This window comes from Glaciibacter superstes DSM 21135, from assembly GCF_000421145.1.
Lineage (GTDB): Bacteria > Actinomycetota > Actinomycetes > Actinomycetales > Microbacteriaceae > Cryobacterium > Cryobacterium superstes.
In genome coordinates, this window is the sequence record NZ_ATWH01000015.1 from 32,861 (window position 1) to 46,609 (window position 13,749).

Annotated in this window: 13 protein-coding genes; 10 read left to right on the forward strand and 3 right to left on the reverse strand. The window is 65.3% G+C overall.

Annotation, left to right across the window (positions count from 1 at the left end):
• Positions 1-48: 48 nt before the first annotated feature.
• Positions 49-405, forward strand: a complete 357-nt coding sequence (locus K323_RS27420; RefSeq protein WP_022886941.1) for an ArsR/SmtB family transcription factor — start codon at positions 49-51, stop codon at positions 403-405.
• Positions 402-2,066, forward strand: coding sequence for a SulP family inorganic anion transporter (locus K323_RS0119490; RefSeq protein WP_026851875.1), 1,665 nt, complete (start codon positions 402-404; stop codon positions 2,064-2,066). The genes K323_RS27420 and K323_RS0119490 overlap by 4 nt, the downstream gene beginning before the upstream one ends.
• A gap of 17 nt (positions 2,067-2,083) precedes the next feature.
• On the opposite strand, the gene K323_RS0119495 is transcribed toward K323_RS0119490, so the two are convergent.
• Positions 2,084-2,557 carry an Lrp/AsnC family transcriptional regulator gene (locus K323_RS0119495; RefSeq protein ID WP_022886944.1) on the reverse strand — a complete coding sequence of 158 codons (474 nt, stop codon included), beginning with the start codon at positions 2,555-2,557 and terminating at the stop codon, positions 2,084-2,086.
• A gap of 149 nt (positions 2,558-2,706) precedes the next feature.
• On the opposite strand from K323_RS0119495, the gene pdhA reads away from it, so the two are divergent.
• The 5 genes from pdhA (at position 2,707) to K323_RS0119520 (ending at position 7,527) form a co-directional block, all read left to right on the forward strand.
• On the forward strand, positions 2,707-3,879 hold the full coding sequence (gene pdhA / locus K323_RS27425) for a pyruvate dehydrogenase (acetyl-transferring) E1 component subunit alpha (RefSeq protein ID WP_245571031.1): 1,173 nt from the start codon (positions 2,707-2,709) through the stop codon (positions 3,877-3,879).
• Positions 3,876-4,847 carry an alpha-ketoacid dehydrogenase subunit beta gene (locus tag K323_RS0119505; RefSeq protein WP_022886946.1) on the forward strand — a complete coding sequence of 324 codons (972 nt, stop codon included), beginning with the start codon at positions 3,876-3,878 and terminating at the stop codon, positions 4,845-4,847. Before pdhA ends, K323_RS0119505 begins: the two co-directional genes overlap by 4 nt.
• A gap of 2 nt (positions 4,848-4,849) precedes the next feature.
• Positions 4,850-6,262: a dihydrolipoamide acetyltransferase family protein gene (locus tag K323_RS0119510; protein WP_026851876.1), complete on the forward strand. Its 1,413-nt coding sequence runs from the start codon at positions 4,850-4,852 to the stop codon at positions 6,260-6,262.
• Positions 6,263-6,339: 77 nt separating this feature from the next.
• Positions 6,340-6,675 (forward strand): 4a-hydroxytetrahydrobiopterin dehydratase, encoded by a 336-nt coding sequence (locus K323_RS27430; protein WP_022886948.1) that lies wholly within the window; start codon positions 6,340-6,342, stop codon positions 6,673-6,675.
• A 30-nt stretch (positions 6,676-6,705) separates the two neighbouring features.
• Positions 6,706-7,527 carry an MBL fold metallo-hydrolase gene (locus tag K323_RS0119520; RefSeq protein WP_022886949.1) on the forward strand — a complete coding sequence of 274 codons (822 nt, stop codon included), beginning with the start codon at positions 6,706-6,708 and terminating at the stop codon, positions 7,525-7,527.
• A gap of 62 nt (positions 7,528-7,589) precedes the next feature.
• On the opposite strand, the gene K323_RS0119525 is transcribed toward K323_RS0119520, so the two are convergent.
• A complete protein-coding gene (locus K323_RS0119525) occupies positions 7,590-7,838 on the reverse strand; it encodes an SCO4226 family nickel-binding protein (RefSeq protein WP_022886950.1) in 249 nt (82 codons plus the stop codon).
• A gap of 185 nt (positions 7,839-8,023) precedes the next feature.
• A complete protein-coding gene (locus K323_RS0119530) occupies positions 8,024-8,635 on the reverse strand; it encodes an SACE_7040 family transcriptional regulator (RefSeq protein ID WP_022886951.1) in 612 nt (203 codons plus the stop codon).
• 100 nt (positions 8,636-8,735) lie between these two features.
• Between K323_RS0119530 and K323_RS0119535 the strand changes: the two genes are divergently transcribed.
• Genes K323_RS0119535 through K323_RS0119545 form a run of 3 tightly spaced genes read left to right on the forward strand, consistent with a single transcriptional unit; the run spans position 8,736 to position 13,713 of the window.
• Positions 8,736-10,343 carry a carboxyl transferase domain-containing protein gene (locus K323_RS0119535; RefSeq protein ID WP_022886952.1) on the forward strand — a complete coding sequence of 536 codons (1,608 nt, stop codon included), beginning with the start codon at positions 8,736-8,738 and terminating at the stop codon, positions 10,341-10,343.
• Positions 10,344-10,351: 8 nt separating this feature from the next.
• Positions 10,352-12,445: an acetyl-CoA carboxylase biotin carboxylase subunit gene (locus tag K323_RS0119540; protein ID WP_022886953.1), complete on the forward strand. Its 2,094-nt coding sequence runs from the start codon at positions 10,352-10,354 to the stop codon at positions 12,443-12,445.
• A complete protein-coding gene (locus K323_RS0119545) occupies positions 12,442-13,713 on the forward strand; it encodes an acyl-CoA dehydrogenase family protein (protein ID WP_022886954.1) in 1,272 nt (423 codons plus the stop codon). The genes K323_RS0119540 and K323_RS0119545 overlap by 4 nt, the downstream gene beginning before the upstream one ends.
• Positions 13,714-13,749: the final 36 nt, after the last annotated feature.

Sequence of the window (13,749 nt, forward strand, 5' to 3'; positions counted from 1 at the left end):
CACTGTCAACTAGTTGAGTAGCTTGCAGAATAGCTATATAGTGAAGTAATGAAGTTAGCCGACGAACTGCCCGTTGCCCAGTTGAAGGCGGAGCTGTTCAAGTCACTCGGGCATCCCGTGCGGGTTCAGGTACTCGAGCAACTTGTCGAAGGGGAGCGGTCGGTCGGCGGTCTGGCTGATGCCCTCGGCATCGAACTCTCCGCCCTGTCGCAGCAACTCGGTGTGCTTCGCCGGGCCGGGGTCGTGGTGACCAGACGCGCTGGAAACACCATCCACTACTCCCTCCGTGACCCAGGCATGGTCGAGCTGCTCGCGGTGGCCAAACGGATGCTGGTGGCCAATCTCCAGGATTCGCGTGCGCTGCTGCACACCATGGAAAACGATGCCGGAATGCGCTCGCGGTGAAGACCCGCACACGTGCCGCCCTCCGCTTCGTCCGAACCCTCCTCCCGCAGGCGTCGGACGTCACCGCCATGCGCAGGTCCCCTGGCCGGGACCTGTTAGCAGGCCTGACCGTTGCCGTCGTCGCACTTCCGCTTGCCCTGGCATTCGGCGTTGCCTCCGGCATGGGGGCTGAGGCCGGACTCGTCACGGCCATCATCGCCGGCATCCTCGCGGCCGTATTCGGCGGAAGCAACCTGCAGATCTCCGGCCCCACCGGCGCCATGACCGTGGTGCTGGTTCCGGTCGTGCATCAGTTCGGAGGGGCGGGGGTTCTTCAGGTTGGTGTGATGGCCGGCGTGATCCTGCTGGTTCTGGCGTTCTCCGGGATGGGCCGCTACGTACGCTACCTCCCTGCCTCACTCGTTGAGGGGTTCACCGCTGGGATCGCCGTTGTCATCGCGCTGCAGCAGGTGCCGAACATGCTCGGTGTTGCGCCGGGCGACCAGGAACAGGTCTGGGCACTGGCGTGGGATGCCATCCTTGGCTTCATTCAGGCGCCTGACCCGATTGCCCCCGCCATCGCACTCGGTGTGGCAGCGGTGATCCTGCTCGGTGCACGCTGGCGGCCGTCACTGCCGCTGTCGCTCGCCGCGATCGTGCTGGTGACGGCGTTCACGGCGTTGACGGGAAGCAGGCTCCCCGTCATCGGTGAATTGCCGAGTGGGCTGGCAGCACCGTCCGCGGGATTCCTCGACCCTTCGCTGTTGGCGGCGCTGCTTCCTTCTGCGCTTGCCGTTGCCGCACTTGCGGCCCTCGAGAGCCTGCTCTGTGCAACGGTCGCAGACGGAATGAGCGTGGGCGAGCGTCATAACCCAGACCGCGAGCTCTTCGGCCAAGGCATCGCGAACCTGGTCGTCCCCTTCTTCGGTGGCGTGCCCGCCACGGCGGCGATCGCTCGCACAGCGGTCAACGTGCGCAGCGGCGCGCGGTCGCGAATGGCCTCCATTTCGCACTCGCTGGTGCTTCTGGCCGTGGTGCTCGCCCTGGCACCCGTTGTCGGCTTCATCCCGCTCGCGGCCCTCGGCGGAGTGCTTCTCGCGACGACGATCCAAATGGTGCAGATCGGCGCGATCAAGGCGATGGTCAGGGCCACTCGCGCCGACGCCGTCGTCCTGATCCTGACGTTCGTCGTCACTGTCGCCGTCGACCTGGTCACCGCCGTCGTCGTCGGCCTTGCGGTCGCCGCCCTGCTGGCCCTGCGTGCGGTATCGCGAAGCGCTCGCGTGGAACAGGTGCCACTCGATGATGCAGACCACGGGGAACAGGAGCAGAAGCTCCTCTCCGAACACATCGTTGCCTATCGTTTCGACGGCCCGGTGTTCTTCGGGGCGGCCCACCGTTTTCTGCTTGAGCTGACCGAGGTGAGCGAAGTGTCTGTCGTGATTCTGCGCATGAGCAGGATCACGACGCTCGATGTCACCGGCGGACTGATGATCGATGACGTTGTCAATCGACTCGAGGCGAAAGGCATCATTGTGCTCGTCTCCGGAATCACCGACAGGCACCGGGACATGCTCCGCCGGCTCGGCGTTGCACCGCACCTGCGCGAACAGGGTCGCGTCTTCGTCGACACCCCGGAAGCGATCGTCTATGCCCGCACCCTGATTGCGATGCCGTCGTAGCGGTCTGTCAGCTCCGGCTATTCCGCGCCGAGACCGCGTTCAAGCAGGGGATGCAGGCGGTAGGGGATGAGCTCACCCATCGCGAGCGACGTCTCGGTGCGCTCTACACCGTCACAGGCCAGGATCGTGGCATCGATGCGGAACAGGTCATCGGCATCCGTGCAGACGACCCGCACCAGCAGGTCTGCCTCGCCGCTCATGCCGTGCGCTTGTACGATCTCGGGAATGCGGGCGAGTTCGGTGACGATCTCAGCAAGCCGTTTCTGCTGCACGTGCACCTCGATGAAAGCCGTCAGCGGGTATCCGAGGGTGTGCGTGTTGATGCGGCGGTCGAACGACAGGAACGTGTTCGACTCTTCGAGTCTGGCCATGCGAGCCTGCACCGTATTGCGCGACAGCTGCAGGCGCTGGGCGAGGGCGACAAACGTGCTGCGCGGGTCTTCAGAGAGTGCGAGGAGAAGCTGGGTATCCGTTTTGTCGACGCTGTGCATACTGCAAGAGACTAGCAGCACGTGACGGGCATTGAGAAGGCATAATGCTCAGTATTGTGCGCGCCAGTTGTGCTCACTGTCGTATCGACGTACGCTCACACACAACTTGGGCACAGATTACTTAGGCAATGACGCTGGGAGCTTCAGTGGTGGAAACCGTTTCGGACTTCGTGCAACTCCTCACACCAGAAGGAGTGCGAACGCCGTCCCCTGATTTTGATCAGTGGGTGAGCGATGTCGACGCCCCGCAACTGGCCTCACTGTACGAAGACATGGTGGTGGTGCGGCGCATCGACACCGAAGCCACAGCCCTCCAGCGACAGGGGGAGCTCGGCCTCTGGCCACCTCTTCTCGGCCAGGAGGCAGCGCAGATCGGTTCAGCACGCACCCTGCGAGGTGACGACTTCGTGTTCACCAGCTATCGCGAGAATGCCGTCGCCTACTGTCGCGGAGTCGACCTCACAGACATCATCCGGGTCTGGCGTGGCAACGCGCAGTCCGGCTGGAATCCGTATGACATCGGCATGGCAGTACCCGCCATCATCATCGGAGCCCAGACACTGCACGCCACCGGTTACGCCATGGGATGTCAGCAAGACGGCGTGGACTCTGTCTCCGTCGCCTACTTCGGTGACGGCGCTACCAGCGAAGGTGACGTGAATGAGGCACTGGTGTTCGCCGCCGCCTTCAAGGCACCGGTTGTCTTCTTTTGCCAGAACAACCACTGGGCCATCTCCGAGCCCGTCGGGCTCCAGGCGATTCGGCCCCTCGCCGACCGTGCCCCTGGCTTCGGCGTGCCCAGCATGAGAATCGACGGCAACGACATCCTCGCCGTCATGGCCGCCACCCGCATCGCGCTTGAGCGGGCGCGCTCCGGCAATGGGCCGACTTTCATCGAAGCGGTCACCTATCGCATGGGTCCGCACACCACGGCGGACGATCCGACCCGCTACCGCGACGCCGCAGAGCTCGAGGAGTGGAAGGCAAAAGATCCGATCCTCCGGGTAGAACGCCTGCTCGATTCCCTGGGGCTGTTCACTGCTGAATTCCAGGCCGGGGTGAAGGCGAAGGCCGACGCCGTTGCAGCTGAACTTCGCCACGGGTGCATCACCCTGCCAGACCCGGAACCACTCAGCGTGTTCGACAGCGTTTACACCACACCGAACGCCACCCTCGACCGTCAGAAGGCCGAATACACCGCTTATCTCGCCAGCTTTGAGGCGCGCGATGGGCAGAACTCAGACGATGTGACGGATGCCGCATCCGTCACAGCTGCATCCGTCAATGCTGTATCCGTCACTGCCGGAGGGGGACGACTGTGAGCACCCTCACCCTCGCCAAGGCGATCAACGCCGGGCTCCGCCGGGCCATGCAGGACGACGAGAAGGTTGTGCTGCTCGGCGAAGACATCGGTGCGCTCGGCGGCGTCTTTCGCGTGAGCGACGGCCTGCAGGCCGAGTTCGGTGCGCGCCGGGTCATCGATACCCCTCTGGCAGAGTCAGCCATCATCGGTACCGCCGTCGGCCTCGCCTACCGCGGCTACCGGCCGGTCTGCGAAATCCAGTTCGACGGCTTCATCTATCCCGGATTCGACCAGATCGTCAGCCAGGTCGCCAAGTTGCACTACAGAAGCCGCGGCGCCGTGAAGATGCCGATCACCATCCGGGTGCCGTTCGGGGGAGGCATCGGCGCTGCCGAACACCACTCTGAGTCGCCGGAGGCGTATTTCGCGCACACCTCCGGCCTCCGTGTGATCGCCGTGTCGAACCCGCAAGACGCTTACAGTCTGCTGCGCCAGGCCATTGCCAACGACGACCCCGTGCTCTACTTCGAGCCCAAGCGCCGCTACCACGTGAAAGGGGAGGTCGCAGAGGAACTCGGCACATCCATGGAGAGCGCGACCGTCGTCACGGCCGGCACAGACGTGACGCTCCTGGCCTACGGCCCGCTGGTGACGACGGCAGCGGATGCCGCGGTGGCCGCCTCAGATGAGGGTGTGTCGATCGAGGTCATCGACCTGCGCTCGCTGGCACCGATCGACTACCCGACCATCGAGGCATCCGTTCGGAAGACCGGCCGTCTTGTGGTGACGCACGAGGCCGCGCAGTCCGGCGGCATCGGCGGCGAAATCATCGCCGCCATCACCGAACGTTGCTTCCCGTTCCTCGAAGCCGCGCCCGTGCGCGTGACCGGCTGGGATATTCCGTACCCGCCGGCAAAGCTCGAGACACACTTTCTGCCAGACCTCGACCGGATTCTCGACGGTGTCGACCGGGTGATGGGACGATGACCATGCTCAAGGTATTCGCGCTGCCAGACCTCGGTGAGGGCCTCACGGAGTCGGAGATCGTGGCCTGGCACGTCAAGCCGGGTGACCCGGTCGAACTCAACCAGCACATCGCCGACGTCGAAACCGCCAAGGCCGTCGTCGAACTGCCGTCGCCGTTCACCGGTGTGGTCACCGAGCTGTACCAACAGCCGGGCGTCGTCGTGCACGTCGGCGAACCGATCGTGTCGTTCGAGGTCGAAGACGCTTCGGCAATCGGCGACGACGCAGCTGGTGAGGGTGACGCCACTCCAGTCGAGAGCCAGGTGACAACGGATGCTGCGAAGCCCGCTGTTCGCGAGGCGGTTCTGGTCGGCTATGGGGCGGCAGCCGAGCGCGGCGGTCGCCCGAAGCGTCGACCGCGACCGGCTCGGGTTGACCCTGCTGCGTCTGCTGAGCCCGCTTCGCCGGCCAAACGGGCATCGTCGATCGCGCCTGATTCGTCGGAGCGCCGTTCTGAGCCCGTCGAAGTGGCCACGGCCGAGCGCCCTCGCTCCACGCCGCCCGTTCGTGCCCTCGCCCGCGACCTCGGCATCGAGCTCGTCACCGTCACCGGCACCGGCCCAGACGGCCTCATTACCCGTGACGACGTTCGCGCGCAGGCTTCTGGCGAGGGGCAGGGTGCCGCACACGAGCAGACTGCGCCGGCGGCATCCGTTGTCTCGGCATCGCCGGGCGAACGCGAGACCCGGAGCCCCATCAAGAGCCTGCGAAAGCTGACGGCGGCGGCGATGGTGCAGAGCGCGTTCACGGCGCCACACGTCACGGAATTCCTGACAGTGGATGTCACGCCGACGATCGAACTGCTTGGAACGCTGAAGGGCGACAAAGCGTTCGACGGTGTGCGCATCAACATCCTCACCATCATTGCGAAGGCGCTGTGCATCGCCGTCAGGAGAAATCCGTCGCTGAACACCCGCTGGGATGAAGCGGCGGGCGAGATCGTGCAGTTCAACTACGTGAACCTCGGTATCGCCGCGGCCACTCCGCGCGGTCTGATCGTGCCGAACATCAAAGACGCCGACGCGCTCGGCTTCGCGGAGATTGCTGCTGAGCTGTCGGCCCTCACCGAGGCGGCCAGGGCCGGGACGACCAGCCAGTCGGCGCTCGCGGGCGGAACGATCTCGATCACGAACATCGGCGTGTTCGGCATCGATGCGGGGACCCCCATCCTGAACCCGGGGGAAGCGGCGATCCTGGCGATGGGCGCAATCCGACGTCTGCCGTGGGAATACCGCGGTGAGATCGCCCTGCGCGACGTGATGACCCTGAGCCTCTCGTTCGACCATCGGCTGGTCGACGGCGAACAGGGGTCGCGGTTCCTCGCCGACATCGGCGCCATCCTGGCCAACCCCGGCAGGGTCCTCATGATGGTGTGACCTCCGCGCGCGGCGGTCGATTTCGATGGTCACGCGAGGGGGTTGACCGGGGTGCGGTGCGGGTGGAGAGTGGGGACATGAATGCCCTTCCCGCACTGCTGTCCCCGACCGATACCGCGGCAGATCTCGAACCAACCGCCTTCACGCACGGTTTGGGGCACCTGGCCGCCTCCTATTCGACGGGCGACTTCGGCGGTGCCGTGCGTCTTCTCGACCAGGTGGCCGTTGTGGCGGACGAACTGAATCACCACCCCGACGTGCAGGTGGGCTACGGAAGCATCTCATTCGAACTCAGCTCGCACGACGCCGGAGGGGTCACCGACCGGGATGTCACCCTTGCGCTGCGAATCCAGCAGCTGGCGGATGCCGCAGGAGCGACGGACGCCGAGCAGAATCCCGACGAGTCGAAATGACACTGGATGTGAAATGACACTGGATGTGAAATGACACTGTGGATCTGCACCGCCTGCGGACTCGAGCACGAAGACACACCCGTGTCGCCCTCCCGGTGTGTGATCTGCGATGACGAGCGGCAGTATGTGCCGATCTCCGGACAGGGCTGGACGACTGCGGAGCGGCTGGGGCAGGCGGGCACCGCGGCGACCGTCATTGACGTCGAACCCCGGCTGCACCGGATGCGCGTGGAGCCCAGCGTCGGAATCGGCCACCAGTCACTTTTGATCCAGACCGGCGGCGGCAATCTGCTCTGGGAACCGCCGGGATACATCGACCCGGATGCCGTCGCGCAGGTGCAGAGGCTGGGCGGGCTGGCTGCGATCACCGGTAGCCACCCCCACCTGATGGGCGCGATGGTCAGCTGGAGCCACGCCTTCGACAATGCCCCCGTCTACGTGGCCGAGGCGGACAAGCACTGGACCAGGCGGCCCGACCCGGTGATCGCCCACTGGAGCGATGAAGCGACTCCTCTGCCCGGCATCCGTCTCGTGCAGTGTGGTGGTCATTTTCCCGGAAGCAGCGTGCTGCACTGGTCGGGCGATGAACACGATCGCGGAATCATCCTGACCGGTGACACCATCTTCATCGGGCCTGACAACAAATCAGTGAGCACGATGCGTTCGTACCCGAACCGCATCCCGTTGCCTGAGCGTGCCGTGCGTCAGATTCTCGATCGACTGGAGCCGCTGGAGTATGACCGGGCGTACGGCTCATTCGGCCAGGTCATCGACGCCGGCGCGAAGAACCTGGTGAAGCGCTCGCTCGAACGCTACATCGCCTGGGTGCGCGGCGATGTCGGCGACTACTGATGTTGGCACTACCGTCGTCGAGGGCCCATGACGGTCGCCGTTGGCGATCGCGGTGCCCGGGTTCAGACGACGAGCGGAACCTCGTGAATCTCGTTGGTTGCATGTCCTGCGCGCTCGTGGATGCGCTTCACTGCCTCGGCGTCCGGTCCGTCTGACAGGCAGAAGATCACGCCGTCTTCCGGGCTGGCCCACGCCTGCTTGAAGACGACGTCTTCGGTGTCCTGAATCTCCAGGTCGGCGTTGTGTGCCGCGAGCAGGTCGTCTGCGGTCAATCCGGACATATTGCGGTGGATATCCATGAACTGTGGCATGATCTGACCTCTATTCACCTGTGAATCTGAGAGTCTCTCATGCTGAGGCTAGGCCTGCCCGGCCGAGGCGTCAAGGACTGAGTTTTCTTGCGCGCGTGCGCTCATGTCGTCCCTTCGAGCGACGCCAAACCGACGATTCAGCCGCACGCGCGGGATGTCAGGAGGTCGGCGTCACGGGGTCGGGGTCAGCGGGCCGGAGTCAGAGCCGCAAGCGCCATCTCCTCGAGCAGGGCGCGCACCGCCGATGTCGGTGACGCGGCCGCGCTGTGCGGCGTGGAGTTGATCAGGCCGAACGTGGCGTGAGCGCGGATGCGCAGCGACGCGGCATCCACACCGGGGTGCGCACGGCCGAGCACGTCGACCCAGAGCTCGACGTAACTGCGCTGCAGCGCCCTCACCCGGTGGCGATCCTCGTCGGCCAGCTGGTCGAGGTCGCGGTCTTGCACGCGAATCACGTCGGGATTCGACAGGGCGAAGTCGACATGGAATGCGATCAGGGAACGAAGAGCGGATGCCGCGTCGTCGGCCTGGTCTGCGACCGCGCGTCCGCCGAAAACCAGGTCCTCGCTCACGCCGACCAACAGTGCCGCCAGCACGGCCTGCTTGCCGGTGAAGTGCCGGTACACCGCGGGTCCGCTCACGCCGACAGCGGTGCCGAGATCCTCGATCGACACACCGTTGAAGCCCGAACGTGCATACAGCGCCGCCGCGGCAGCGAGCAGGGCCTCTCGTCGGTCGGCTTTCGCGCGACTGCGCGGGGTGGCGGGGGCGATCGCACCGGGTGCCGTGTCGGCCATGCCGCATCCGTTCTCTGGACATTTCAGTTAACAACGACTAACCTAATTGAGTTAGTAATCCCTAACTGTACTCGTTGCACACCAACCAGGGAAGCCGTCGATGGAGACACTCGCCAGCCAGATCGACTCCGCCAGTTCGTCGTTCCTCGCGAACGACGCCGCCCAGCGCGCGCTTGTCAACGACCTCCACGAGCGGCTCGCCGTCGCCACCCTCGGCGGCCCGGAGAAATCACGCCAGCGTCACATCGCACGCGGCAAACTGCTGCCCCGCGAACGCATCGACGAGCTGCTTGACACGGGCAGCCCGTTCCTCGAGATTGCGCCGCTCGCCGCCAACGGCATGTACAACGACGACAGCCCAGGCGCGGGCGTGATCGCCGGCATCGGCCTCGTGCACGGCCGACAGGTGCTTGTCATCTCGAACGATGCGACGGTCAAGGGCGGCACCTACTACCCGATGACCGTCAAGAAGCACCTGCGGGCCCAGGAGATCGCCCTTGAGAACCGTCTGCCCTGCATCTATCTGGTGGATTCCGGTGGGGCCTTCCTCCCCATGCAAGACGATGTCTTCCCCGACCGCGAACACTTCGGCCGCATCTTCTACAACCAGGCACGGATGTCTGCGGCTAAGATTCCGCAGATCGCATCCGTGATGGGATCGTGCACGGCCGGCGGCGCCTACGTGCCCGCGATGAGCGATGAAACCGTGATCGTGCGGAACCAGGGCACCATCTTCCTCGGTGGCCCTCCGCTGGTGAAAGCAGCGATCGGTGAGATCGTCACGGCAGAGGAACTCGGCGGGGGAGACCTGCACGCGCGCACTTCCGGCGTCACAGACCACCTTGCAGAAAACGACAATCACGCCCTGCAGATCGTGCGCGACATCGTGTCGACCCTTCCGCGGCCGGCCGCCGCACCCTGGGACGTGCTGCCGACGGTCGACCCGGTCGTGGACGAGAGCGAACTCTACGGCGCCGTTCCCACCGATGTGCAGGGACAGTACGACGTGCACGAGGTCATCGCCCGGCTCGTCGACGGCAGTGAGTTCCACGAGTTCAAACGTGAGTACGGCACCACCCTGATCACCGGCTTCGCCCGGCTGCACGGGCATCCGATCGGCATCGTCGCCAACAACGGCGTGCTGTTCAGCGAATCGGCCCAGAAGGGCGCGCACTTCATCGAGTTGTGCGACCAACGTGGCATTCCCCTGGTCTTCCTGCAGAACATCTCTGGCTTCATGGTCGGCCGCGACTACGAAGCCGGCGGCATCGCCAAGCACGGCGCCAAGATGGTCACCGCTGTCGCCACCACGCGGGTTCCGAAGCTCACCGTGGTGATCGGCGGTTCGTTCGGCGCCGGTAACTACTCCATGTGCGGCCGCGCATACTCGCCGCGCTTCCTCTGGATGTGGCCGGCCAGCCGTATCTCGGTCATGGGCGGCCCGCAAGCCTCCTCGGTGCTCGCCACCGTGAAGCGGGAACAGCTTGAGGGCCGTGGCGAAGAATGGTCGACGGATGCCGAGGCCGCGTTTAAAGCGCCGATCACCGAGCAATATGAGCAGCAGGGCAGCCCGTACTATTCCACCGCGCGGCTCTGGGACGACGGCGTGATCGATCCGGCCGACACGCGCACGGTGCTCGGCCTCGCGCTCGACGTCTGTGCGCAGTCACCCCTACCGGAGACCGCCTTCGGTCTCTTCCGGATGTGAGGGCTGCCATGAGGACAAACGCCATTACCTTCGACACCGTTCTGGTGGCCAACCGGGGCGAGATCGCCTGCCGCATCATCCGCACGCTGCGTGAGCGCGGCATCCGTTCCATCGCGGTCTACAGCGACGCGGACCGGGGAGCGAAGCACGTCGGGCTGGCGGATGCCGCCGTGCGCATCGGACCGGCGGCCCCGACCGAGAGTTACCTCAGTGCGAATGCGATCCTGGCTGCGGCGAGGCAAACGGGAGCCGGCGCCATCCACCCCGGTTACGGTTTCCTCAGCGAGAACGAGGGGTTCGCCCGCGCCTGCGAAGAGGCGGGCATCGTCTTCATCGGCCCGAGCGTGCACGCGCTGAGCGTGATGGGCGACAAGATCCGCTCCAAGAACCACGTCGCCGCATCCGGAGTGCCCACCATCCCCGGCATCGCGGAACCCGGGCTGACCGATGATCAGCTGATTGCTGCTGCCACAAAGGTCGGTTACCCCCTTCTGATCAAGCCGTCGGCCGGTGGTGGCGGCAAAGGCATGCACGTCGTTGAACGGCAGGAAGACCTCGCCGAGACCCTGGTCACCGCACGCCGCGTCGCAGCACGGGCCTTTGGTGATGACACACTCTTCCTCGAGCGACTCGTCAACCGGCCGCGCCACATCGAGGTGCAGGTGCTGGCCGACACGCACGGCAACGTCATCCACCTCGGCGAACGTGAATGCTCGCTGCAGCGCAGACACCAGAAGGTCATCGAAGAGGCGCCGTCTCCGCTTCTCGACGAGACCACCCGCGCCCGCATCGGAGAAGCTGCCTGCGCTGCTGCCCGCAGCGTCGACTATGCAGGAGCAGGCACGGTCGAGTTCCTGGTGTCTGACGACGCACCAGATGAGTTCTTCTTCATGGAGATGAACACCCGCCTGCAGGTCGAACATCCGGTCACCGAGATGGTCACCGGCATCGACCTCGTCGACTGGCAGGTGCGCATCGCGGCGGGAGAGCGGCTCACGCTCGGCCAGGACGACGTTGTGCTCACCGGGCACGCCATCGAGGCACGAATCTACGCCGAGAATCCGGAGAACGGATTCCTGCCTGCTGCCGGCACGGTGCTGGTACTCGAAGAACCAACCGGCGACGGCATCCGCGTCGACAGCGCGCTCGTCGAAGGTTTCACGATCGGATCCGACTACGACCCGATGCTCGCCAAGGTCATCGCCTGGGGCGAAGACCGGCAGCAGGCGCTCGGCCGGCTCGACCGAGCGCTCGCCGACACGGTTGTGCTCGGTGTCGCCACGAATATCGAGTACCTCCGCCTGCTGGTCGAAGACCCCGACGTGCAGGCCGGCCGCCTCGACACCGGGCTGATCGAACGCAGGCTCCCAGAACTCGCCTTCCGCGGAGCGGACGAGAACACCCTCGCCGCCGCCGCGCTGTTTCTTCGTTTGCGCGAGTGGGAGCCACGCGGCTCGCAGAGCCCGGTCTGGTCGCGACCCACCGGCTGGCGGATCGGTCCGCATCGCGCGACCAGGTACAGCCTGGCAACCGGCCCAACCGCCTCGGTCGACGTGCTGATCGACGGCGGACCGGATGTCGCATCCGTCACCGTCGGCGACTCACCGGTGCAGAAGGCCGGTATCCGGCGTTTGCCAGGCCGTCCGCATACTTACAGCGTCGACTACGGAGGGGAGGTGCGAACCGTCGAGATTGCTCTCGACAAGGCGACCGGCCGTCTCTGGCTCGGCAATGACGGCTTCTCGGTCGGCATCGTGCACCGCTCCCGTGCCCAGGCGCTTGAGGAGCGCCTCGCCGGCATCGACCGGAATGAGCTCGGAACAGCGAGCCCCCAGGTGCGGTCTCCCATGCCGGGAACCGTCATCGCGCTCAGCCAGACGACCGGCGACACGGTGGCTGTGGGCGACACCATCCTCACCGTCGAGGCGATGAAGATGGAGCACCGTCTCACCGCGACGCTACCCGGAATCGTCACCGTCACCGTCACACCAGGCGACCTGGTCAAACTCGACCAGATCGTCGCCACCATCACCCCGTCAGACCCGACGTCGGCCGATGGCACCACACCACCCTCACCATCACTCCAGGGAGAAGAGTCATGAACCCCACCGCAACCACCTCAACGGTCGAAGCGCCCCCGACAACCCGTGAAGGTGGTGCAGCCAGGCGCCGCACCGTCGACCACAGCACCCGCGGCCTCACCACCTACCAGCTGAGCGATGAGCATCAGAAACTCAGCGACCAGGTACGCGACTTCGCCGACTCCGTCGTGGCCCCCGCTGCCTATGAGTACGACACAAAGCGGGAGCTGCCGTACGACATCATCGCGGCGATGGGGGAGATGGGGCTGTTCGGCCTGCCCTTCCCGAAGGAGTACGGCGGCCAGGGCAAGGATTACCTCTCCCTGTGCCTCGCCGTCGAGCAGCTTGGCCGTGCGGACCAGTCGATCGGGGTGACCCTCGAAGCCGGTGTTGGACTCGGGGCGATGCCGATCTGGCGCAGCGGTACCGAGGAACAGAAGCGCGAATGGCTGCCGATGCTCGCCCAGGGCAAGGCGCTCGCCGGATTCGGCCTGACCGAAGCCGACGCGGGTTCGGATGCCGCCGGCACGAAGACCACGGCCAACCTCGAGAACGGCCAGTGGGTGATCAACGGCACGAAGCAGTTCATCACCAACTCGGGCACCGAGATTACCAAATTGGTCACCATCACCGCTGTCACCGGCGAATCCACCCGGCCGGACGGCTCGGTGAAGAAGGAACTCACGGCCATCCTGGTGCCGACGGACACGCCGGGATTCACCGTTGAACCCAGCTATGACAAGGTCGGCTGGCACACGTCTGATACGCATCCGCTGACGCTCACCGACGTGCGTGTTCCGGAGGCCAACCTGCTCGGGGAGCGCGGGCGCGGATTCGCGAACTTCATCCAGACGCTCGATGAGGGGCGCGTTGCCTTCTCGGCTCTCTGCACCGGCGCGGCGCAGGGCTGCCTCGAGGAGGCACTGCGCTACTCAAAGACCCGCAACGTGTTCGGCCGCAACATCGGCTCGAACCAGCACATCGCGTTCACCATCGCCAGGATGCAGGCGCGAGTGCACGCCGCCCGCCTGGCGTACTACGACGCAGCTCTGAAGTTGGTAGCGGGCCAGCCGTTCAAGATGGAAGCCAGCCTCGCCAAGATGATCGGCAGCGAAGCCGCGATGGACAACGCTCGCGACGCCACCCAGATCTTCGGCGGGTACGGCTTCATGAACGAGAATCCGGTCGCCCGTCACTACCGCGACTCCAAGATCCTCGAGATCGGCGAGGGCACGACAGAGGTGCAACTCATGGTGATCTCTCGCGAACTGGGTCTCGACACGCTCTAATGGATTCAGTGCCATGGGCAACGCCGCGGCAAATCG

Excerpts from the sequence above, each read along its gene's own strand:
- K323_RS0119525 (WP_022886950.1), bottom strand. The coding sequence starts at position 7,838 with ATGCCACAGTTCATGGATATCCACCGCAATATGTCCGGATTGACCGCA.
- K323_RS0119535 (WP_022886952.1), top strand. The coding sequence starts at position 8,736 with ATGGAGACACTCGCCAGCCAGATCGACTCCGCCAGTTCGTCGTTCCTC.
- K323_RS0119545 (WP_022886954.1), top strand. The coding sequence starts at position 12,442 with ATGAACCCCACCGCAACCACCTCAACGGTCGAAGCGCCCCCGACAACC.
- K323_RS0119530 (WP_022886951.1), bottom strand. The coding sequence starts at position 8,635 with ATGGCCGACACGGCACCCGGTGCGATCGCCCCCGCCACCCCGCGCAGT.
- K323_RS0119495 (WP_022886944.1), bottom strand. The coding sequence starts at position 2,557 with ATGCACAGCGTCGACAAAACGGATACCCAGCTTCTCCTCGCACTCTCT.
- K323_RS27430 (WP_022886948.1), top strand. The coding sequence starts at position 6,340 with ATGAATGCCCTTCCCGCACTGCTGTCCCCGACCGATACCGCGGCAGAT.
- K323_RS0119510 (WP_026851876.1), top strand. The coding sequence starts at position 4,850 with ATGCTCAAGGTATTCGCGCTGCCAGACCTCGGTGAGGGCCTCACGGAG.
- K323_RS0119520 (WP_022886949.1), top strand. The coding sequence starts at position 6,706 with ATGACACTGTGGATCTGCACCGCCTGCGGACTCGAGCACGAAGACACA.
- K323_RS27420 (WP_022886941.1), top strand. The coding sequence starts at position 49 with ATGAAGTTAGCCGACGAACTGCCCGTTGCCCAGTTGAAGGCGGAGCTG.
- K323_RS0119540 (WP_022886953.1), top strand. The coding sequence starts at position 10,352 with ATGAGGACAAACGCCATTACCTTCGACACCGTTCTGGTGGCCAACCGG.